This is a genomic window from Ralstonia sp. VS2407, assembly GCF_052950655.1.
This window is the reverse complement of record NZ_JBRFVG010000366.1, coordinates 1-436: the sequence shown is the minus strand read 5'-3', so window position 1 is coordinate 436 and position 436 is coordinate 1. Positions and strand designations below refer to the sequence as shown.

Sequence of the window (436 nt, the reverse complement as noted above, 5' to 3'; positions counted from 1 at the left end):
ACCGTAGGGCGAGCGGCCGGTGGCGGCGAAGACCAGGGTCGCGGCCAGCGCGTGCACGTCGGAGGCGGCCGACGCGTCGTCGCCGTACAGCACCTCCGGCGCGAGGTAGCCGGGCGTGCCCAGCAGCCAGCCGGTGCGGGTCAGCCGAGGGTCGTCGGAGACCCGCGCCAGGCCGAAGTCGATGAGGACCGGGGAGCGACCCTCCATCAGCACGTTGGTGGGCTTGACGTCGCGGTGCAGCACCCCGACGTCGTGCACCGCCTGCAGCGCCTCGGCGAGGCAGGCCGTCGCGTGCAGCAGGTCGCGGCCCTGCACCGGCCCCTCCTCGCCGACGTGGTGGTAGAGCGAGAGCCCGGGGACGTAGCGCGTGACGACGTACGGCACGGGGCCGTCGGGGTCCGCGTCGATGATCTCGGCGATGCGCGGGCTGCGGATC

1 protein-coding gene is annotated in these 436 nt (G+C 74.5%); it reads right to left on the bottom strand.

The window, feature by feature from the left end; all coding sequences use genetic code 11:
• Positions 1-436: serine/threonine-protein kinase (locus ACU8YE_RS25495; protein ID WP_446930386.1), on the bottom strand; the 436-nt coding region annotated here is incomplete at both ends.